17 protein-coding genes are annotated in these 22344 nt (G+C 40.4%); 13 read left to right on the top strand and 4 right to left on the bottom strand.

Going from position 1 to position 22344, the window contains the following annotated elements:
• Positions 1 to 31 precede the first annotated feature (31 nt).
• The 11 genes from IAR63_RS01655 to IAR63_RS01705 all read left to right on the top strand — a co-directional run bounded on the left by IAR63_RS01655 (position 32) and on the right by IAR63_RS01705 (position 12620).
• Positions 32 to 1372 (top strand): ATP-binding protein, encoded by a 1341-nt coding sequence (locus tag IAR63_RS01655; RefSeq protein ID WP_187706352.1) that lies wholly within the window; start codon positions 32 to 34, stop codon positions 1370 to 1372.
• 47 nt (positions 1373 to 1419) lie between these two features.
• A complete protein-coding gene (phoU, locus tag IAR63_RS01660) occupies positions 1420 to 2085 on the top strand; it encodes a phosphate signaling complex protein PhoU (protein WP_187706353.1) in 666 nt (221 codons plus the stop codon).
• 140 nt (positions 2086 to 2225) lie between these two features.
• The gene (locus IAR63_RS01665; protein ID WP_187707309.1) at positions 2226 to 3014 is read left to right on the top strand and encodes a Uma2 family endonuclease; all 789 of its coding nucleotides are present in this window, start codon (positions 2226 to 2228) and stop codon (positions 3012 to 3014) included.
• Positions 3015 to 3302: 288 nt separating this feature from the next.
• On the top strand, positions 3303 to 4133 hold the full coding sequence (locus IAR63_RS01670; protein WP_187707310.1) for a Uma2 family endonuclease: 831 nt from the start codon (positions 3303 to 3305) through the stop codon (positions 4131 to 4133).
• Positions 4134 to 4348: 215 nt separating this feature from the next.
• A complete protein-coding gene (locus IAR63_RS01675; protein WP_187707311.1) occupies positions 4349 to 5179 on the top strand; it encodes a Uma2 family endonuclease in 831 nt (276 codons plus the stop codon).
• Between the two features lie 276 nt (positions 5180 to 5455).
• Positions 5456 to 6406, top strand: coding sequence for a Uma2 family endonuclease (locus IAR63_RS01680; RefSeq protein WP_235678323.1), 951 nt, complete (start codon positions 5456 to 5458; stop codon positions 6404 to 6406).
• Positions 6407 to 6697: 291 nt separating this feature from the next.
• A complete protein-coding gene (locus IAR63_RS01685; RefSeq protein WP_187707313.1) occupies positions 6698 to 7570 on the top strand; it encodes a Uma2 family endonuclease in 873 nt (290 codons plus the stop codon).
• Positions 7571 to 7861: 291 nt separating this feature from the next.
• Positions 7862 to 8608 (top strand): Uma2 family endonuclease, encoded by a 747-nt coding sequence (locus tag IAR63_RS01690; RefSeq protein WP_187707314.1) that lies wholly within the window; start codon positions 7862 to 7864, stop codon positions 8606 to 8608.
• A gap of 557 nt (positions 8609 to 9165) precedes the next feature.
• A complete protein-coding gene (locus tag IAR63_RS01695; protein WP_187706354.1) occupies positions 9166 to 9783 on the top strand; it encodes a Crp/Fnr family transcriptional regulator in 618 nt (205 codons plus the stop codon).
• Between the two features lie 307 nt (positions 9784 to 10090).
• Complete coding sequence (locus IAR63_RS01700) at positions 10091 to 11833, top strand: iron uptake porin (RefSeq protein ID WP_187706355.1); 1743 nt, start codon at positions 10091 to 10093, stop codon at positions 11831 to 11833.
• Positions 11834 to 11954: 121 nt separating this feature from the next.
• Positions 11955 to 12620, top strand: coding sequence for a TraB/TrbI/VirB10 family type IV secretion system protein (locus IAR63_RS01705; RefSeq protein ID WP_187706356.1), 666 nt, complete (start codon positions 11955 to 11957; stop codon positions 12618 to 12620).
• 688 nt (positions 12621 to 13308) lie between these two features.
• Here the strand turns inward: IAR63_RS01705 and groL are convergent.
• Positions 13309 to 14946, bottom strand: a complete 1638-nt coding sequence (gene groL, locus IAR63_RS01710; RefSeq protein ID WP_006278400.1) for a chaperonin GroEL — start codon at positions 14944 to 14946, stop codon at positions 13309 to 13311.
• Between the two features lie 89 nt (positions 14947 to 15035).
• Positions 15036 to 15347 (bottom strand): co-chaperone GroES, encoded by a 312-nt coding sequence (gene groES, locus IAR63_RS01715; protein ID WP_006278399.1) that lies wholly within the window; start codon positions 15345 to 15347, stop codon positions 15036 to 15038.
• Between the two features lie 416 nt (positions 15348 to 15763).
• On the opposite strand from groES, the gene IAR63_RS01720 reads away from it, so the two are divergent.
• Positions 15764 to 17014, top strand: coding sequence for an RNA-guided endonuclease InsQ/TnpB family protein (locus tag IAR63_RS01720; RefSeq protein WP_187706357.1), 1251 nt, complete (start codon positions 15764 to 15766; stop codon positions 17012 to 17014).
• 391 nt (positions 17015 to 17405) lie between these two features.
• Positions 17406 to 18038, top strand: coding sequence for a response regulator transcription factor (locus IAR63_RS01725; protein WP_006278397.1), 633 nt, complete (start codon positions 17406 to 17408; stop codon positions 18036 to 18038).
• Between the two features lie 120 nt (positions 18039 to 18158).
• On the opposite strand, the gene IAR63_RS01730 is transcribed toward IAR63_RS01725, so the two are convergent.
• Entirely contained in the window at positions 18159 to 19280 is a 1122-nt protein-coding gene (locus IAR63_RS01730; protein ID WP_187706358.1) for a hypothetical protein, read from the bottom strand.
• A gap of 30 nt (positions 19281 to 19310) precedes the next feature.
• Positions 19311 to 22304, bottom strand: coding sequence for an acetate and sugar kinases/Hsc70/actin family protein (locus IAR63_RS01735; RefSeq protein WP_187706359.1), 2994 nt, complete (start codon positions 22302 to 22304; stop codon positions 19311 to 19313).
• Positions 22305 to 22344: the final 40 nt, after the last annotated feature.

Raw genomic sequence — 22344 nt, forward strand, 5'->3', positions numbered from 1 at the left:
AATTCCGGTCAAATAGCACACTTACTATCAAATGTTCTTATTGGGATTTCTTCTGGGTTTGGCAGTCGGTTTTGGTTTTTGGCTGTGGCAACAATTTCAACTTAACAGCTATTTAGAGCAGTTAACCAAACCCTTAAACCCCCATGCTGAAAAGATATTATTACCCCTATTAGCTGGATTACACCGTAAAATATCTAGTGTTAGGGATGAGCAACAAAACTTACGCTTGTCACTCAAAGCTTATGAACAGTTGCTGGATGCTGCACCATTGGGATACTTACAAGTAGATGAAGAAAACCAACTACTATGGTGTAATAAGTGCGCACGGGAAATGCTACATTTACAAAGATGGCAACCGGGTCAAGTGCGCCTGCTACTGGAATTAGTGAGGTCCTATGAACTAGATCAGTTAATTGAGCAAACCCGGGATTGGCAAAAACCGCAAATGCAAGAGTGGATTTTTCACCCTTCCCGAGACCATGGTCAGGGTGTCTTAGAATTAAAGCCATTGTCCTTAGCAGCTAACAGTTTTCCCCTTCCGGAAGGACAAGTAGGTGTGTTTCTGGAAAGTGACCAACAATTCTTGGACATTAATGAGCAACGTGACCGCTCTTTTTCTGACCTGGCCCATGAACTGAGAACACCTCTGACCTCCATTCGTCTGGTGGCGGAAACCCTGCAAACTCGCTTAGATCCTCCCTTGAACCGTTGGGTCATCCGCCTGATGCAAGAGGTTGACAGACTAATTAATTTAGTCCAAAATTGGCTAGACCTGACCCAGATGGAAATAACCTCCTCCATACAACTGAATTTGGAAATGCTAGAAGTCCGCTCCCTGATTTTTTCAGTCTGGGAAAATTTAGAGCCCTTGGCAGCAAATAAGCATCTTAGCATTTCCTACTCCGGTCTAGAAAAGGTCTATATATGTGCTGATAAGTCCCGAATTTATCAAGTGTTTCTTAATCTGTTAGATAACTGCATTAAATATAGCAACCTCAATGGTACTATTCTCATTGAAATGAATTCAGGTGCTGGGGAAAAGTCTATTAATGGGGTTGATGCAAAAACAGATACAATATCAAATCAAATTTTAGAAATTAACATTATTGATTCTGGTGTTGGATTTGCTCCTGTGGATTTACCTTATGTCTTTCAAAGATTTTATCGGGGGGACAAAGCTAGACACCACGAGTCGCGCTCTGACAATGAAACAGTAGAAATTACTGGTAGTGGTCTAGGTTTATCCATTGTCCGCCAAATAATTATAGCTCATGGTGGCAAAATCAGGGCCATGAACCATCCTGATACCGGTGGTGCTTGGATACAAATTCATCTTCCCCAGGTAGTTCAACATGATAGCGGATATTTCTGAATCAAGACTATAATAGCTAGAAATATATTAAACTCGAGATTAAAAATATGAAAGCTGTTGTGAAATATACAATTTTTGAAAAACCTCAGCCTATACGTGCCATTAAAAGACTGGAAAGAGATGTTTTACGTATGGGTGCTTTAGTAGAGCAGTCATTCCGTCTGAGTCACCAAGCTCTCTTTAATCGGGATTTAACAGCAGCTGAGCAAATACGCAGATTAGACAAAAAAATTGATCGCTTTTACAGACAGATAGAAGTCGATTGCGCCTCAATTATGAGCAGTCAAGCTCCCACAGACCAAGAATCTCGTTGTTTAAGCTCATTCATGCAATTAGTTAGAGATTTGGAACGTATTGGGGACTATGCCAAAGATTTGGCAGAAATAGCAATGAAAATATTTCCCTATCCCCCCCATCCTACTTTGGGGGAGGTTGCCATTATGTCCGATCATGCCCAATCTATGTTGGCTACTAGCCTAGTAGCTTTAGCGGATTTGGATGAGATTAATGGTAGAAGAATTAAATTATTAGATGACACAGTAGATGATGCTTACAAAAAATTATATCGTAATTTGGCACAGCAGAAAGATGTTCCTGGGGTAGTGGAGCCCATTCTACTATTAACATTAGCAATTCAATGTCTAGAGAGAATGGCAGATCATGCTACCAATATTGGTCAAAGGGTAGCATACATTGTCACAGGGCAAAGGTAAAGAGAGCTTAATTAAGGTTGGGTTGAGAAAACCCAACAACTCTCCTATATTCAAGGCACTATCGCTCCTGATAAAGTGCCATTATGCTATAGTAAATTAAACCGATTGAGTCAGTACCAAAGTGAATGGGAGGTATAGATATGGTGAGGCAAATTGCACCAAAAACTCAACTGGGGGTGATAAAATCTAACGTTAATCAGGTTGGGGAGACGATCGCGCCTGAAATTGTCTACCCAGAAAGTGATGGTGAACCCATGGCGGATAACACTAGGCAATTTACATGGATTGTCAAAATCAAGGAGAATTTAGAAATACTATTTAAGTCTAATGCGGATGTGTTTGTGGCTGGGGACTTATTTTGGTATCCAGTAAAGGGTAGTAACAAAATTAAACTGGCTCCTGACACCATGGTAGTGTTTGGGAGACCCAAGGGACACCGGGGGTCCTATCGACAGTGGGAAGAGAATAATATTCCTCCCCAGGTGGTTTTTGAAATTTTATCTCCCAGTAATAGTGATAGTGAGATGACGAAAAAAAAGCTCTTTTATCTCAAATATGGAGTGGAAGAGTATTATGTATATGACCCAGATGGGATTAGTCTAGAAGTATGCATTAGGGAAAATAATTCGTTTAAAGAAATTGAGAATTTTGCTACTTGGACTAGTCCAAGATTGAATATAACATTTGACATGACTGGAGATGAATTAGTCATCTATTATCCAGATGGGAGTAGGTTTCTTAGTCCTGTGGAATTGAGTAATTATGTAGAACAGGCAAATCAACGTGCAGAACGAGAAAGATTTCTTAAAGAGCAGGAAACTCAACGTGCGGAACAAGAAAGATTTCTCAAAGAGCAGGAACAACTAAAGTATCAAACTTTACTAGCACAATTAAAAGCTAAGGGTATTGATATTACTGCACTCGAATAAACTATTTGCACTCGAATACCCTTGGGGGTTTTTAAAAACTGGAGTTTAGACTAAAAGCACTCCCTATGGGAGATCGTCAATTACCTGTTATTGTTTGAATTAATCCACACCTGGAGACTGTCCGTGGGGGAGACAATCAATTCCCGGTCTCAAAGCTCAAGTCAGTTAAAACTGACTAGTTTTGTCATATTGTAGTTTGGGTTGATTAAACTCAATACTCCTACACAAACCATGTTATGGTAAATTAAACCGATTGAGTCAGTACCAAAGTGAATGGGAGGTATAGATATGGTGAGGCAAATTGCACCAAAAACTCAACTGGGGGTGATAAAATCTAACGTTAATCAGGTTGGGGAGACGATCGCGCCTGAAATTGTCTACCCAGAAAGTGATGGTGAACCCATGGCGGATAACACTAGGCAATTTACATGGATTGTCAAAATCAAGGAGAATTTAGAAATACTATTTAAGTCTAATCCGGATGTGTTTGTGGCCGGGGACTTATTTTGGTATCCAGTAAAGGGTAGTAACAAAATTAAACTGGCTCCTGACACCATGGTAGTGTTTGGTAGACCCAAGGGACACCGGGGGTCCTATCGACAGTGGGAAGAGAATAATATTCCTCCCCAGGTGGTTTTTGAAATTTTATCTCCCAGTAATAGTGATAGTGAGATGACGAAAAAAAAGCTCTTTTATCTCAAATATGGAGTGGAAGAGTATTATGTATATGACCCAGATGGGATTAGTCTAGAAGTATGCATTAGGGAAAATAATTCGTTTAAAGAAATTAAGAATTTTGCTACTTGGACTAGTCCAAGATTGAATATACGGTTTGATATGACGGGAGATGAATTAGTCATCTATTATCCAGATGGGAGTAGGTTTCTTAGTCCTGTAGAATTGAGTAATTATGCAGAACAGGCAAATCAACGTGCAGAACAGGCAAATCAACGTGCAGAACAAGAAAGTCAACGTGCAGAACAAGAAAGTCAGCGTGCAGAACAGGCAAATCAGCGTGTAGAACGAGAAAGATTTCTCAAAGAGCAGGAACAACTAAAGTATCAAGCTTTACTAGCACAATTAAAAGCTAAGGGTATTGATATTACTGCACTCGAATAAACTATTTGCACTCGAATACCCTTGGGGGTTTTTAAAAACTGGAGTTTAGAGTAAAAGCACTCCCTATGGGAGATCGTCAATTACCTGTTATTGTTTGAATTAATCCACACCTGGAGACTGTCCTTGGGGGAGACCGGGAATCAATTCCCGGTCTCAAAGCTCAAGTCAGTTAAAACTGACTAGTTTTGTCATATTAGTGAATGGGAGGTATAGATATGGTGAGGCAAATTGCACCAAAAACTCAACTGGGGGTGATAAAATCTAACGTTAATCAGGTTGGGGAGACGATCGCGCCTGAAATTGTCTACCCAGAAAGTGATGGTGAACCCATGGCGGATAACACTAGGCAATTTACATGGATTGTCAAAATCAAGGAGAATTTAGAAATACTATTTAAGTCTAATCCGGATGTGTTTGTGGCCGGGGACTTATTTTGGTATCCAGTAAAGGGTAGTAACAAAATTAAACTGGCTCCTGACACCATGGTAGTGTTTGGGAGACCCAAGGGACACCGGGGGTCCTATCGACAGTGGGAAGAGAATAATATTTCTCCCCAGGTGGTTTTTGAAATTTTATCTCCCAGTAATAGCGATAGTGAGATGACGAAAAAAAAGCTCTTTTATCTCAAATATGGAGTGGAAGAGTATTATGTATATGACCCAGATGGGATTAGTCTAGAAGTATCCATTAGGGAAAATAATTCGTTTAAAGAAATTAAGAATTTTGCTACTTGGACTAGTCCAAGATTGAATATACGGTTTGATATGACGGGAGATGAATTAGTCATCTATTATCCAGATGGGAGTAGGTTTCTTAGTCCTGTGGAATTGAGTAATTATGCAGAACAGGAAACTCAACGTGCAGAACGAGAAAGATTTCTTAAAGAGCAGGAAACTCAACGTGCGGAACAAGAAAGATTTCTTAAAGAGCAGGAAACTCAACGTGCGGAACAAGAAAGATTTCTCAAAGAGCAGGAACAACTAAAGTATCAAACTTTACTAGCACAATTAAAAGCTAAGGGTATTGATATTACTGCACTCGAATAAACTATTACCTGCACTCGAATACCCTTGGGGGTTTTTAAAAACTGGAGTTTAGACTAAAAGCACTCCCTATGGGAGATCGTCAATTACCTGTTATTGTTTGAATTAATCCACACCTGGAGACTGTCCGTGGGGGAGACAATCAATTCCCGGTCTCAAAGCTCAAGTCAGTTAAAACTGACTAGTTTTGTCACATTGTAGTTTGGGTTGATTAAACTCAATACTGCTACACAAACCATGTTATGGTAAATTAAACCGATTGAGTCAGTACCAAAGTGAATGGGAGGTATAGATATGGTGAGGCAAATTGCACCAAAAACTCAACTGGGGGTGATAAAATCTAACGTTAATCAGGTTGGGGAGACGATCGCGCCTGAAATTGTCTACCCAGAAAGTGATGGTGAACCCATGGCGGATAACACTAGGCAATTTACATGGATTGTCAAAATCAAGGAGAATTTAGAAATACTATTTAAGTCTAATCCGGATGTGTTTGTGGCCGGGGACTTGTTTTGGTATCCAGTAAAGGGTAGTAACAAAATTAAACTGGCTCCTGACACCATGGTAGTGTTTGGGAGACCCAAGGGACACCGGGGGTCCTATCGACAGTGGGAAGAGAATAATATTCCTCCCCAGGTGGTTTTTGAAATTTTATCTCCCAGTAATAGTGATAGTGAGATGACGAAAAAAAAGCTCTTTTATCTCAAATATGGAGTGGAAGAGTATTATGTGTATGACCCAGATGGGATTAGTCTAGAAGTATGCATTAGGGAAAATGACTCATTTAGGGAAATTGAGAATTTTACCACTTGGACTAGTCCAAGATTGAATATACGGTTTGATATGACGGGAGATGAATTAGTCATCTATTATCCAGATGGGAGTAGGTTTCTTAGTCCTGTGGAATTGAGTAATTATGCAGAACAAGAAAGTCAACGTGCAGAACAAGAAAGTCAACGTGCAGAACAAGAAAGATTTCTTAAAGAGCAGGAAACTCAACGTGCAGAACGAGAAAGCCAACGCGCAGAACAGGCAAATCAACGCGCAGAACAAGAAAGTCAGCGCGCAGAACAGGCAAATCAGCGTGTAGAACGAGAAAGATTTCTTAAAGAGCAGGAAACTCAACGTGCGGAACAAGAAAGATTTCTCAAAGAGCAGGAACAACTAAAGTATCAAACTTTACTAGCACAATTAAAAGCTAAGGGTATTGATATTACTGCACTCGAATAAACTATTACCTGCACTCGAATACCCTTGGGGGTTTTTAAAAACTGGAGTTTAGACTAAAAGCACTCCCTATGGGAGATCGTCAATTACCTGTTATTGTTTGAATTAATCCACACCTGGAGACTGTCCGTGGGGGAGACAATCAATTCCCGGTCTCAAAGCTCAAGTCAGTTAAAACTGACTAGTTTTGTCACATTGTAGTTTGGGTTGATTAAACTCAATACTCCTACACAAACCATGTTATGGTAAATTAAACCGATTGAGTCAGTACCAAAGTGAATGGGAGGTATAGATATGGTGAGGCAAATTGCACCAAAAACTCAACTGGGGGTGATAAAATCTAACGTTAATCAGGTTGGGGAGACGATCGCGCCTGAAATTGTCTACCCAGAAAGTGATGGTGAACCCATGGCGGATAACACTAGGCAATTTACATGGATTGTCAAAATCAAGGAGAATTTAGAAATACTATTTAAGTCTAATCCGGATGTGTTTGTGGCCGGGGACTTATTTTGGTATCCAGTAAAGGGTAGTAACAAAATTAAACTGGCTCCTGACACCATGGTAGTGTTTGGTAGACCCAAGGGACACCGGGGGTCCTATCGACAGTGGGAAGAGAATAATATTCCTCCCCAGGTGGTTTTTGAAATTTTATCTCCCAGTAATAGTGATGGTGAGATGACGAAAAAAAAGCTCTTTTATCTCAAATATGGAGTGGAAGAGTATTATGTATATGACCCAGATGGGATTAGTCTAGAAGTATGCATTAGGGAAAATAATTCGTTTAAAGAAATTAAGAATTTTGCTACTTGGACTAGTCCAAGATTGAATATACGGTTTGATATGACGGGAGATGAATTAGTCATCTATTATCCAGATGGGAGTAGGTTTCTTAGTCCTGTGGAATTGAGTAATTATGCAGAACAAGAAAGTCAACGTGCAGAACAAGAAAGTCAGCGCGCAGAACAGGCAAATCAACGCGCAGAACAAGAAAGTCAGCGCGCAGAACAGGCAAATCAGCGTGTAGAACGAGAAAGATTTCTTAAAGAGCAGGAAACTCAACGTGCGGAACAAGAAAGATTTCTCAAAGAGCAGGAACAACTAAAGTATCAAACTTTACTAGCACAATTAAAAGCTAAGGGTATTGATATTACTGCACTCGAATAAACTATTACCTGCACTCGAATACCCTTGGGGGTTTTTAAAAACTGGAGTTTAGACTAAAAGCACTCCCTATGGGAGATCGTCAATTACCTGTTATTGTTTGAATTAATCCACACCTGGAGACTGTCCGTGGGGGAGACAATCAATTCCCGGTCTCAAAGCTCAAGTCAGTTAAAACTGACTAGTTTTGTCATATTGTAGTTTGGGTTGATTAAACTCAATACTCCTACACAAACCATGTTATGGTAAATTAAACCGATTGAGTCAGTACCAAAGTGAATGGGAGGTATAGATATGGTGAGGCAAATTGCACCAAAAACTCAACTGGGGGTGATAAAATCTAACGTTAATCAGGTTGGGGAGACGATCGCGCCTGAAATTGTCTACCCAGAAAGTGATGGTGAACCCATGGCGGATAACACTAGGCAATTTACATGGATTGTCAAAATCAAGGAGAATTTAGAAATACTATTTAAGTCTAATCCGGATGTGTTTGTGGCCGGGGACTTGTTTTGGTATCCAGTAAAGGGTAGTAACAAAATTAAACTGGCTCCTGACACCATGGTAGTGTTTGGTAGACCCAAGGGACACCGGGGGTCTTATCAACAGTGGGAAGAGAATAATATTCCTCCCCAGGTGGTTTTTGAAATTTTATCTCCCAGTAATAGTGATAGTGAGATGACGAAAAAAAAGCTCTTTTATCTCAAATATGGAGTGGAAGAGTATTATGTGTATGACCCAGATGGGATTAGTCTAGAAGTATGCATTAGGGAAAATAATTCGTTTAAAGAAATTGAGAATTTTACCACTTGGACTAGTCCAAGATTGAATATAACATTTGACATGACTGGAGATGAATTAGTCATCTATTATCCAGATGGGAGTAGGTTTCTTAGTCCTGTGGAATTGAGTAATTATGCAGAACAGGCAAATCAACGTGCAGAACGAGAAAGATTTCTTAAAGAACAGGAACAAATAAAGTATCAAACTTTATTATCACGATTAAAAGCTAAGGGTATTGATATTACTACACTCGAATAAACTATTACCTGCACCAGAATGACCTCGGGGGTTTTTAAAAACTCTCCTCCTGTTAGAGTCAGCTCTCAACCGACTCTCAGAGTTTTTCAAGTTGCAGCAGTGCGATCGCTCCCCTAGGGTGCGGAATGTGGGATTGAATCCCAACTCCCAGACATAAGGGACACCGGGGGATATTAAGCTGGTTTCAATTTTTTACCGGATGATAACTCATTCTTAACCTTTTAATTATTAATCTTTGCTATTGTAAGTGGGTCAGTGGAATTAAATATAAGATCAACGTAGGTTGGGTTGAAGCATGAAACCCAACACCCGCATGGGTTTAGTTCCTCAACCCATCCTACAAATAATTGTGCCTCCCTACTTAGTCACATATTGTCAAACAATATGTTATGGCTTTAGCCAAAAGGTGATGGGCCCTAAAAATTGCCTTTAAGCCACATAGCTAAAGTTTGTCGAACTTAACAACTGATTATAAAGCCTAACAATTATATAAGATGTAACCATTTAACATTGCAGTGACTAACCTCTATTAATAAACCCTTCTGGCATTTCTGGCAATGAACCCTACTGAAAATATCATCCATCTACCAAGAAAGAGTTTGCCGCAACAGATACTTACCCAGCACTCAATCATTCCGGTCAGAAATGACGTTCTGTGGCGGATTGAGCGTGGTGTAGTGCGCACATTGACCTGGAATGAAGAGGGCACAGCTATCACCCTAGGTTACTGGGGACCTGGAGATATTACTGGTCATGCTTTATCAAAAGTGACACCTTATCAAATTCAGTGTTTAACCAGTGTACAAGCAACAATTATACCACCTCATTTGTGGCATGAGCATATTGAGGCCTTGCTCTCTCATATTCAACAGACAGAACAAATTTTACATATTCTCCATTGTCAACCCACATCATTAAGATTGTGGCATTTTTTGCTGTGGTTAGGGGATAAATTTGGTAGGGATTTGGAACAGGGCAAGTTGATTGATTTGAACCTGACCCATCAAGATATTTCAGAGGTGTTGAACACAACAAGGGTGACAATAACTAGACTGTTGCGGAAATTTGAGACCCAGGGAAAAATATCACGTCCTAAACGCAGTATTATTCTCCGGTTGGATGGGGATAGGAGACAAATTGACTGCCAAAATAATGGCTTGAGCCAAAATACTTAGCACACCGGTGAGCGCAGGATAGCCGTTCTGGCTTGGCTCCCCTCTGTTGCAGATGGCTACACTATAAGAGCTATAACAAAATCAAAATTATAATTTGTGTTCCGGAACAAAAATAGTGTATAGTGGTCAATGAGGATGTGGTATGTAATTCCCCGACCCCTCAAAAGTAAGCACGATGCTTTAGGCGGAGTGCCCACGGACTATTTGGCACGGCCGTTGAGAGTGGGAATCTCTTAAAAGTCTCTGTCCTTAAACGGGGCAGTAAAATGTCAAAACTATTTTTTTAGGTGTGAGAAAAGGTAAAAACATGACAAAACTATTTTGGAATGTTCTCAGAGTGAGTCCCGTTGTTGCAGCTACCATCCTTTCTGCCAACAGCGTATTAGCAAATGAAGTGAAAGAGCCAACCACTAGCGTTGCTCAATTGTCGTCTGATAAGATTAGTCAGACAACATCCGTTTCCCAGTTTCGTGATGTACAACCGAGAGATTGGGCGTTCCAAGCATTACAGTCTTTAGTTGAGCGTTATAATTGTATTTCTGGTTATCCCGATGGTACATTCCGTGGTAACCGCACCCTAAACCGCTTTGAATTCGCGGCTAGTTTAAACGCTTGTTTAGAAAGAGTTAGTGAGCTAATTGCTTCTTCAACGGCTGATGCAGTTAGAAAAGAAGATTTGGCTACCTTACAGCGTTTACAAGAAGAATTTTCCGCTGAATTGGCTACTCTCCGTGGTCAAGTTGATGCGTTGGAAGCACGTACTGGTGAGTTGGAAGCTAATCAGTTCTCCACCACCACCAAGTTGAAGGGTGAAGCTATTTTTGGTCTGAGCCAAGCTTTTGGAAAGGGTGTAGCTGGTAGTCCGAGTACAGACCTAAATTCCAACTTCACGTTCTCTGACCGGGTAAGGTTGACTTTGGAAAGCAGCTTTAGCGGTAAGGATAGGTTGCAAACTAGGTTAAATGCTGGGAATATCTCTCCCTTGAGTAACGCAGGACTGACACGCAATACAAGTAGTCAACCTGTTGGAAGCATTCCAGCTAATGAGACACCTGACCAATTTGCGAATAGAGTTGCATCAGCAGGTGGTACAAATACTAACATGGCCCGCTCAAGCTATGATGGTAACAATAGCAATGCAGTAGTAATTGACAAAATCAACTACACCTTCAACCCCTTTCCCAATCTTAGTGTGAAGGTTGATGCCATAGGTGCTGACCTAGATGACAACTTTGAAGCCTTTAACCCTGACTTTAAGAGCAGTGGATCAGGTTCCATTTCCCGTTATGGACGTTTTAGCCCCATCTATCGCCAAGCTGCTAGTGGATCTGGTATTGCAGTGAACCTCAAAGCTAATGACGCTATCACCTTGGGTGCTGGTTATTATGCTAGGGGTAATGCTACTGCATCCGATCCAGGTCCCAATAAAGGACTTTTCGAGGGCGACAGCACCATTTTTGGTCAGTTGGCCTTTAAACCAAATCAGGCTGTTAATCTCGGTATCACTTATGCTCATACTTACCTGACACCTCCACTAGTCGATAGTAATGGTAGAAATACCTCTACATCTATTTTTGATAGTACAGGTGGTACAGGTGGTTCTTACTCAGTTGGTACTACTGGTGTGAAAACTGAAGCCAATCACTACGGTGTGGCATTGAACCTAAAAGCTACTCCTAGCATTTCATTAGGCGGTTGGGCAGGCTACACAACTGCTAGCACCTTGGGAGGTACTCCCACCAGTCGCGATTATTGGTACTGGACTGGTAATGTGGCAATTAAAGACTTCCTGAGAGAAGGCAACACCCTTGGTTTCGTCTTCGGTCAACCTCCCAAATTTACTGGTGGTAAAACCAGAAATGCTGCTGGTGTAACCACCAATATAAACGGAGAAACTGATACTTCCTTCCACTTAGAAGGCTTGTATAAAATCAAGGTTTCTGACAATGTTCTCATTACCCCAGGTGTGTTAGTCATCCTAGATCCTGAACACAACAAAAATAACCCCAATATCTATGTAGGTACAATACGTACTACCTTCAGCTTCTAAGCTCAACATTGACTTAGTAACCTGTTAAACTCTAATAACCCGCCCTAGGGCGGGTTATTATTTGGAACCTATTTTGCCAGGATTAGGTCATACTATCCAAGACAATTATTGGTAATATCTTATGAGTGGTCTAATAACTTGGAAAGCAACTGCAGCTACACTAATGACCATAGCCATTAACACAGGGGCTGTTATTCCCTGGATCTACCCTAATCCTGCTCAAGCACAATTTAACTTTAACCAACCGCGCACGATTACCATTCCAGCTAATGTGACCCTACCTGTAACCTATGAAAAAGAAAAAATAATTCTCCAACCGGGGGAAAGAATACCCCTGACCCTGAGAATAGCTAATGATATTATGGATAGTAATAGAAATATCTTAATCCCTGCTAATAGCGAGGTAACAGGAGAATTGACACCGGTTAATTTAGGTGGCAATAATAGAAGGGGGGTAAGATTCGTCGCTACAGAATTGGTGTTTCCTAATGGTAAAACCCAACCAATTAGTGCCAACTCCAGAACCATCACTAAAACTGAAACCATCACTAAGGGAAGTAACACCGGTCAAATTTTAACCGATGCTGCTATTGGTGCTGGTGCAGCAACCTTGATCGCTCTGGTCACTGGTAATAAAAAGGTGGAGGTTTTAGAACCCATTGGTGGTGCAGCAGCGGGCGCTTTAGCCAGTGTGTTACTGAGAAAAAACAGGGCTGATGTGTTTGTTCTACGCCCAGAACAGGATTTGGCTATTACATTAACTAGCAATCTGGTGCTATCCCGCTAATATTCCTTAAATCATAAGCAGGAGCGTAACCCATGGGGGTGTTGGGTTTCATACTTCAACCCAACCTACATTCATCTTATATTTAATTCCACTTACCCACTTGGGGGAAGGTGTCAAATCTTCCCCCACATTAGGGATTAGTAGTCCAAGTCTCCACTAGCAGGAGCAGCTTCCTTCTCGCTAATATTCCTTAAATCATAAGTAGGAGCGTAACCCATGGGGGTGTTGGGTTTCATACTTCAACCCAACCTACGTTCATCTTATATTTAATTCCACTTACCCACTTGGGGGAAGGTGTCAAATCTTCCCCCACATTAGGGATTAGTAGTCCAAGTCTCCACTAGCAGGAGCAGCTTCCTTCTCGCTAATATTCCACAAATCATAAGTAGGAGCGTAACCCATGGGGATGTTGGGTTTCATACTTCAACCCAACCTACGTTCATCTTATATTTAATTCCACTTACCCACTTGGGGGAAGGTGTCAAATCTTCCCCCACATTAGAGATTAGTAGTCGAAATCTCCACTAGCAGGAGCAGCTTCCTTCTAATATTCCACAAATCATAAGTAGGAGCGTAACCCATGGGGGTGTTGGGTTTCATACTTCAACCCAACCTACGTTCATCTTATATTTAATTCTACCCATCCACTTAATTAGGGAAAGGGTGAAACCTTCCCCTACATTAGAGATTAGTAGTCGAAATCTCCACCACCCATACCAGCACCAGCAGCAGGAGCAGCTTCCTTGGGTTCTGGTTTGTCAACCACAATACACTCGGTTGTTAGCACCATACCAGCAATAGAAGCAGCATTTTGCAGTGCAGAACGGGTTACCTTCGCAGGATCCACAATACCCGCAGCTAACATATCAACAAATTCGTTGGTAGAAGCGTTAAACCCTACGTTGAACTCTTTCTCTTTCACTCTTTCAGCAATTACAGCACCGTTTTGTCCAGCGTTTTCTGCAATTCTCTTTAAAGGAGCAGGTAAGGCACGGGCAACTATTAAAGCACCTGTTAACTCTTCACTGGTTAAGGTTTTATTGGCCCATTCCTCTAAGTGGGGTGCTAGGTGAGCTAGGGTTGTACCACCACCAGGAACTATGCCTTCTTCTACAGCAGCTTTGGTAGCATTGATAGCGTCTTCTAAACGCAGCTTCTTATCCTTCATTTCGGTTTCCGTAGCTGCACCAACTTTGACTACTGCTACACCACCAGAAAGTTTGGCTAGACGCTCTTGCAGTTTTTCTTTGTCGTAGGAAGATTCAGTTTCATCCATTTGACGACGGATTTGTTCGCAACGAGCTTTTACTGCAGCTTCATTACCTTCAGCTACAACGGTGGTGTTGTCTTTGGTAATGGTGATGCGGCGCGCTTTACCTAAACTATCTAGTTTGGTGTTTTCTAGTTTTAAACCAGCATCTTCTGTGATTACTTGTCCACCAGTTAGAACCGCAATATCTTCTAACATGGCTTTACGACGATCCCCAAAACCAGGAGCTTTCACTGCTGCTACGTTCAGTACGCCGCGTAGACGGTTAACTACTAGGGTAGCTAGAGCTTCTTTTTCAATGTCTTCAGCAATGATGACTAGGGGTTTACCTTGACGTGCTACTTGCTCTAACACAGGTACTAAATCCTGCACTAGGGCAATCTTCTTGTCGGTAAGAAGAATATAAGGATCGTCAAATACTGCTTCCATGCGCTCAGCGTCGGTAGCAAAATAAGGGGAAATATAACCCTTATCAAAACGCATACCTTCGGTGATTTCCAATTCTGTGGTCATGGATTTCCCTTCTTCCAAGGAAATCACACCCTCTTTACCCACTTTATCCATTGCTTCCGCAATCATTTGACCCACTTCTTCATCGTTACCAGCAGAAATGGAGCCTACTTGTGCAATGGCTTTGGAATCTTCCACGGGACGAGCATGTTCCGCAATCTTGTCTACTAAGAATGCTGTGGCTTTATCAATACCACGCTTTAACTGAATCGCATTAGCACCAGCAGCAACGTTACGGAGACCTTCCTTCACAATTGCATGGGCCAATACGGTGGCTGTGGTGGTACCATCACCAGCAGCATCGTTGGTTTTAGAAGCAGCTTGGCGAATCAAGGAAACGCCTGTGTTCTCAATATGGTCTTCTAATTCAATTTCTTTAGCAATGGTGACACCATCATTAACAATTTGTGGTGCGCCAAATTTCTTCTCTAGAACTACGTTACGTCCTTTGGGACCTAGGGTCACAGCTACAGCTTCGGCCAAAATGTCAATACCTTTTTCCAAAGCTCGACGGGCGTTTTCGTTGTAAATGATGCGCTTTGCCATAATCTGTTTACTTCTTGAATTGCTTATGTGTTAACTATCAACTTTTTAGGGTAGTTTCTAGGGTAGTTCGTTCTCCTACCCAACTACTATTACCCAACTACTGCTAGAATGTCTTTTTCAGAAAGTAGTACAAATTCGTCTGTACCCAGTTTGATGTCTGTACCTGCATACTTGGAATATAGTACTTTGTCCCCTACTTTCAGCTCAATTTCTTGACGGGTTCCGTCATCATTACGCTTACCAGGTCCTAAAGCTACTACTTCCCCTACCTGGGGCTTTTCTTTTGCTGTGTCGGGCAAATATAAACCACCTGCTGTCTTTTCTTCAGCTGCTGTGACTTTTACAAACACGCGATCGCCTAGGGGCTTAACTGTGGATACGCTTAGAGATACTGCTGCCATATTTTTTCCTTATCTTTAAATGTCGTTGATTAGCACTCTCAACTCCTGAGTGCTAATGTACCGAAAAAAGACCACAAATGGCAACAATCTTATCTGTACGGGTTTCCGAACCAGATAAATTCCCAATAGGTGAGGAAAACAGAATCAACTGGATTTTTGCTTTTCCACCCCATACTTAGCCATATTTATTACCTACTAATTGAGCGTAAATACTGAATTATTCTAGTTGTCTGGTTCTGTTGCGTAAGTAGTGAATATTTTTATATGAACAACTTTATTTCCAAATGAGGAAAATTGTTATAGAAATGTAGTCAAGGAATCCTTGAATGAGTAACAATACAGGAGTTCCCAACTTTTGGCTATTGGTGCAACCAAATTTCGTCAATTTCCACATTCTACTTGCAGGAGAAAACTAGATGCAGTTAGTTAAAATGCATCCCATTTACAAAAATGATAAACATTGGCAGGGATGTGATTTAATCTGCTTTAGAGCCAAAAATCTCTACAATTTGTGTACCTATTATCTAAGGCAGTCTTTCTTTAAAACGGGCAAGATACTTTCTAGTGGGAAGTTATATGGCTTAGTATTTCGTTCCAGAGCTTATCAGGAGATAGCAGTTACTCACAGAGGTTTGTCAGTAGTTAGACAGGTATTACGAAGGTGGAAAAACTATATCAGATCTTGGCAAGATTGGCAAGCTAATCCATCTAAATATGTGGATCCACCAAAAATCCCCAATTACAAACACAAAATTAAGGGACGCTTTCCAATTGTCGTATACAATGTATATCAGGGTTGTCCAACCATGGATCAACCATCTCTAGTCCAAGGAATGTGCCAGTTATTTGAAGGTCTATTTGAGGGTGAAGTGAACGATTCCATCGGTAAGGCTAGAAAACTGGTGGAAGCCATGATTATTCCCAGGAATAATGGTTCATACCTCCTCAAGTTCATTTATGAGGTGCAAGAGCCTACAACTAAATCTACACCAGTTATAGCTGGTATAGACTTAGGAGTTAATAACCTGGTTGCCTTGACAACTAATAGTTCAACTATTAGACCTTTATTGGTGAATGGTAAACCGTTGAAATCCCTCAATCGACTGTTCAACAGAAAGCGGGATCTAATAGGATCTTATCAGTCTGAGAGTCAACCCAGTCAAAGATTGGGTGGAATAACCATCAAACATCATAACCGAGTAGATAACTATCTTCATCAGACATCCTCTATCGTAATCAATTATCTCAAGTCTAATGGTATTAAAACCTTAGTAGTGGGAAAGAACGATGAATGGGAAAAAGAGACTAGGATGGGTACAAGCAAGAGACACAACTTTATGCCAATACCCCATAGTAGACTCATTGATATACTGGAACACAAATGCCGACTAGCACAGATTGAACTAATCACAGTTAATGAGGCATACACCAGCAAGTGCTCTGCTTGGGATTTTGAACCCATAGCAAAACATCAAAAATATTTGGGGGAAAGATTACATCGAGGACTATTTAGATCCGCCAATGGTCAGGTTATTAATGCAGACCTCAATAGTAGCCTGAACATAATTAGAATGTATTCCTCAGAGGCGTTAACTGCCGAGAGGATAGGGAGTTGTGGCGTTCAACCACTAAAGGTAAATCCTTTAGCAAGAGTTAAACAGATATAGAAATGTAAAATCGGTTCTCCAATTTTATTTTCTTGTGTGATTTAACTTCAACGCTAAAAACTGGATATTGTATGGGCAATAGTAACCTAATAGAAATGCAGGTAGGGTTGTAAAGATCATCTTTGGCTCAACACTGAACTTGTCAAAATGATTAAATCAGATTCTTGTACCCGTTTCTGGCAAAGGAAAATATAATAGCGCATTATAAATACTTTTGCTCTCCGTATCCTTACTAGACCTTTGTCATTAAGTTACTAGTATTATGTAAGGAGTAACAACCACCCTCACAAACCACAACCAACAGGAATGAGTTAGGTGGAAAGAAGCTCCTCCATCCCATCCCGGGAAGGATCTAAGCGCGAAAAATGCCAACGCTATAAAAGAATTCAGCATGAAAGACCAAAAACGACTTTTACTGATTGATGACGATCCTAATTTAATTCTGCTAGTCAGAGACTATCTAGGATTTAGGGGATATGACGTTCTAACAGCTGAAAATGGGCGAACAGCTCTAGGTGTTTTAGAACAGGATATTCCCGATATGATCATCTGTGATGTGATGATGCCAGAAATGGACGGTTATACCTTTGTTGAACAGGTGAGACAAAACGAGCGGACTAGTTGGGTACCCGTCCTTTTTCTGTCAGCGAAAGGACAAAGTGCGGACAGGGTAAAAGGGTTAAATAAGGGAGCTGACGTATATATGGTCAAACCCTTTGAACCAGAAGAACTTGTGGCCCAAGTAGAATCCTCACTCAAGCAAACCAGTCGCTGGAAAGAACATCAAACTAAAGTAGGGGAACCTGGTTCTCGCATCCAAGTTCCTTTTGATGTTCAATTGACCCCCACGGAACTAAAAGTAGTTCAATTTGTGGCTAGGGGTTTAGCAAATCGGGAAATTGCTGAGGAATTAAATGTCAGTCAACGTACGGTTGAAAGCCATGTGTCTAATATGCTGGGTAAGACTAACCTGCATAATCGTACTGAGCTAGCACGCTGGGCAATTGAAAATCAAATGGCTTAAAGCCATAGCCATGCAGTTGAATGAAATTTTGAGTTTTGAATTGATGTCCTTATCACTCAAGGCTCAAAAAATCATTCTTCTGAATTTTATAACTTGATGAGTGAGTTAAAAATCCCTGTTTTAACAAGCCCTATATATTACTCTTCCTGGATATTCTTCCTCATTTACTTTTGCATATAAGCGGAGGCAAGATAAAACCTCTCCTGGAGTTCCCCCATCCTCCAGTTGTAAATCATCCTTAGCGTACTGGCAAATATCAGCATATAGTCCTGATAGTTGCTTGATCTTGATGTTATTACCTGCTTTCGTAGCTTGATCAGCCATTTTTTTGAGTATACGTCTTGATTCTTGTTGTAGTTTTCCCCACCAGGAATATCTTTCTGCTGGGGGGACAAATACTAGGGAATGTATTGCTTCATCTAGATCTAGCCAACTGCGTAAATTTATGATACTGGTGGAATCATCATTAAGTTTTTGGTTACGTTGCAGGCGATCGCTAAATGCTTCCAGATATAATTGCTTTTGTTCGGGATGAGATTTAAAAGAAATAACATCAAAGCTAAAGACACTTTTGAGGGCGTGATGTAGATCGGGATCAAGATCAATGAAACTAGTATATAAGGAGAGGAAACCGGTTAAAAAATGCCAAGTATCGGAGTTATGTGATTGAGCCAGGTTTGATTTGAGCAAAGCTTTTTTAGACAAAGAGAGTCCGGGAGAGACGATTGTGCCACTTAGACCGGGATAAATAATTTCATCGCGCACAAAAGGTAAATAACGAAGATTCACATAATCTTCCATAGCACCGAACCTTTTGGCAATTTCCAGAGTGCGATTTTTCCAGATTGTAGCCAAATCTTCTGGTAAGCGCAGCAACTTGCGGTGAATTTCATTCCAGAGATCACAGTCATTATCACTGTGTAAAGGTTGATCTCCCAAGTAAAACCTGACCTCTAAATCAGAATTAAAAATTTCCCTTAATTCTGTCAGTAATTGACCAGATGTGGAATCATGGATTGTGAATTCAACATCTTCAACCTCCCCAACAGACTTCAACTGTAAAAGACCATCTATTTCCCCAATGACCTGGGAACATAAATCATTGCCTGGATCTGCGGGATATGCTGTTTTGGCCTGTCCTAGGGTCTCCTTGAGTCCGTATAGGTTAAACCTCAATAGTTGAGAAATAACCGAATCTTGAGTTGCTAATAATTGTTGTAGATGTTGTAGATGTGGAATCATGATTATGTAAAGATATGACAAAATATAGTTTTAATGCACACCACAAAAGGGGTCTCGTTCCTTATCAATTTCATTGGGTTGTAATTCCAAGTCAGTAAAATAAACACATCCTGGTTGTTGCAAAGATTCCAGACTATGGGATATCCAGTAGGGAACTGCTCCTGGGTGCATTCTTAATATCCCCTTACTATCTAGGGTGACATAGTATTGACAAGGGTAATCTGTAGAGATTTCTGGTTTGCTAAGGGATCCAATACGGATCCATTTTTTAGTCTTGGTCAAACTATCAGTTTGACAGATATAGAAATTATGTTGACCATTTTGGGGAAATGGTGGTAAAGGACTACTAATTAATCCCTTTCCAGTTTCTTGGCTTCCATCTTGTAAGTAATGAAACGTTTCTAATATCTGATTTTGACTGTTGTCAACTGCAAAGACTAAATGATAGGCATCCGGTTGATCCACTGTAGCAGATTCTAAGACATTGATAGCAATATCACCATCTTTTAAATTTTCATAATCCCCTATAAGAGCAATATTCCATTTTAATTTTCCATCAACAAATATATCAGAACCAGTTGAATGGGGGTCAATGACAGAATTGATATCAATTCCTGGCACATCTATTAAATAATGGGGACTACCTTGACAGAGTAAAACAGTAAATTGAAGAGTTTGGTCAATTTCAAATTGGACTTGAATTTTTTTGAGAAATTCAGCTTCTTCCATTCTCAAATTTTCCATGAGAGTTTTACCATCCAAACTACCCCAAAGACGTAATTCCCCATCTTGGTAATCTTGACGATAGATGATATTAGTTAACTGAATACCTTGCCAGGTTGTTCTTACCTTAGCGACACTTTCCCAAGGGATAAGTTGATAGAGTTCTTGTCCAGCATTAAAAATAGATAATAACTCCTGAGTTTGGGTTTTGCGCTTGAAGTTGCACGGTAAATAATAAAAGAGATTTTTCACATCTATTTCCAGCTGATTTGCTCCCTTGCGCAGTAAATTTTTAGAAGCTTCAGGATCAAATCTTAACCTTCTTAATTTTTCCGCATAACAAGCACCAGCAGAAGTTGCCAACTTAGTGAATTCTAGGACAAAGGTAATCCGTTCTGGATTCCAGATAAAGTAGGGAGATTTGCTAAATTCTTGGTAAATTTGGGTTTTCACCAAATCCAGATTACAAGTTTTACCTGAGAGAATTAACCAATCTACCTTTTCATCTCCATTTAAACGACTTTCCATCAGTCCTTTGGCGATTCCTATAGCTTCTCTAATACTAGAAATAGCACAACGTTGAAATTGTTGGGCGTTTATAGTTAGGTAAATAGAATCAGCACTAACCAGTTGAAATTTCACCCCACTTTGTAAAAGCAACTCGCTAATTTCTTGCTCATTGAGGGTAAAGGTTAATAAACCATCTTCAGATCCTTTCTCCCCTAATTTTAATTTGGCCGATTCTGCATGTTCCCACAGAGTATAGAAGGTTTGGAGACGTTGAGGAGCTTGTTGCCATCGAGTTGGTAAGACTTTTTCAGCGGTGTCTAAAGCGTCTTTGAAAGCAACATCCCCTTCTGGATTCTCTTTATCCACACATTTTAATAAACTGCCACTTTTGAATTTGCCATCTTGTAAAAATCGCTCGTTGAGTTCTGAATTAATTAAGTCTTCTAGCTTATCACTGGTTATATTGCCATCGGTAACCGCTGTTAATAAAAAATCAGCTAGGGCAATTTTTAACAGTCGAAAAACTCGTAAGGTAATTAATTCCCCACCTAATTGTAAATGTCCTGAAGAACCCAATAATTTTGGTGTCAGTTTATAATAACGTCCTCCCAAACCTCTATCCTCACTATTGGCAAAAACAGGGGTTTTATCTTCTAAGGTGAGTTTGATTAATGCTAGGTCGGTTGTACCTCCACCAATGTCTAATACCAGAACATTTTGGGACCAGTTATTTTTTTCCTGACGACAACGGGTTTTAAATGATTCAATACCAATATTCAAATTGCCACCAAATTCTCGCCATAAAAAGAATATGGCTACGGAAACAGCTTCGTCATAGGCCGTTTGCACATCATCCAACCCTAATTCTTCTACTAGTGCTTTAATCTCCTTTCGCACCACCGGAGGAGCAACTGTGGGATAGGTGACCACCGCTGTTAATAAGTCTCCTTGAGAAAATCTTCTACCTGCACGTTGACGATAGTCTTCGGTTAATTCAATGAGGTGTGCCCATGCTGCTTGAATTAATTGGTGAACTTCAATGTTGTTATTTTCTAGATCATTTTTTTCTCCCTCATTTATCACCACAGGAAAAGTGCGATTTTGCCCAAAATATCGTTTTGGTGAATGATGAAATCTACTAATAATATCTTTAACTGCAGGAATTGTCCCCTGGGCAATCGCCTTTTTGCGGTTATCTCTTGCAGCTCTACCCATTTGCAATTTCAATGGTTGTATTTTACAGATTTCTATTTCACTAGGAATTTCTGTTTGTCTTCTATTAAAATCCAAAACCACTGGAATCAAATTTTGGGACTCCAGGGTAGGAACGCGAAAAACCTCATGATATATTTGATAGAGTTTTTTACTGACAGCACGACGAAATCTTTCACTGTTTCCCAAACATAGTTCGATTTGACGCAGAGCTTCTAGAAATTTTTCTTTATGGTCGTTTTCAAAAATTTCCCCTATTGTTTCTGGTGGAATTTCCAAATTCCTACTCAGATTAACCAGGAATTTTTCCCATTCGTTCACACCAATATCTGGTAGAGCTAAATGGGGAGGTGAGTTTAACCATTCCCCCAACCGCTGACGCAGTCTTACTTCTTGTTCTCTAGGTAGGGTTTCTGCAATTGGCACTTCAATAGGGTCAAATAGTGTTACTGTAGAGTTAGAAGTGCCAAAATCCACTGCCAACCAGCCCGGAAATCTCTTGTGAGAGTCTTCATTTAGGTTTTCACTTAGTTTCTGACTTAATCGGTTAAGGTAAGTGTCCAGTTCAAAATTGTTCATAGTTTATTTGTTATTGATTTTTATTGTTACTACAGGTAAA

It is taken from the genome of Cylindrospermopsis curvispora GIHE-G1, from assembly GCF_014489415.1.
Classification (GTDB): Bacteria; Cyanobacteriota; Cyanobacteriia; order Cyanobacteriales; family Nostocaceae; genus Raphidiopsis; species Raphidiopsis curvispora_A.